Here is a 250-nt window from a genome sequence, read left to right as displayed (position 1 = left end):
ATCTCGCTCTCTCCAGGGGAAGCCGAAGTTTCCAAAAGGTCGTTGATCAAAGCTCGCCGCGTTGTTTCATCAAGCCTTACGGTCACCGTAACCAGCAAATCAATATCACTGTGTGGCTTCAGGCCGCCATCCACTGCGGAGCCGTACAAATGTACGGCCAGCAACGTCGGTTCGAGATGGCGCTCGATGACGCCAACTACCTCTGATAGTTGAGTCGATACTTCGGCGATCACCGCTTCCCTCATGATGT

1 protein-coding gene is annotated in these 250 nt (G+C 53.6%); it reads right to left on the bottom strand.

Features of this window, described 5'->3' with window-relative positions; all coding sequences use genetic code 11:
- The coding region (locus RTW80_RS30175) for a nucleotidyltransferase domain-containing protein (protein WP_178118181.1) at positions 1-245 on the bottom strand (245 nt) is incomplete at its 3' end.
- Positions 246-250: the final 5 nt, after the last annotated feature.

This window comes from Escherichia sp. AM3 (assembly GCF_032029835.1).
Lineage (GTDB): Bacteria > Pseudomonadota > Gammaproteobacteria > Enterobacterales > Enterobacteriaceae > Escherichia > Escherichia coli.
This window is presented reverse-complemented; position numbering and strand designations above follow the sequence as displayed.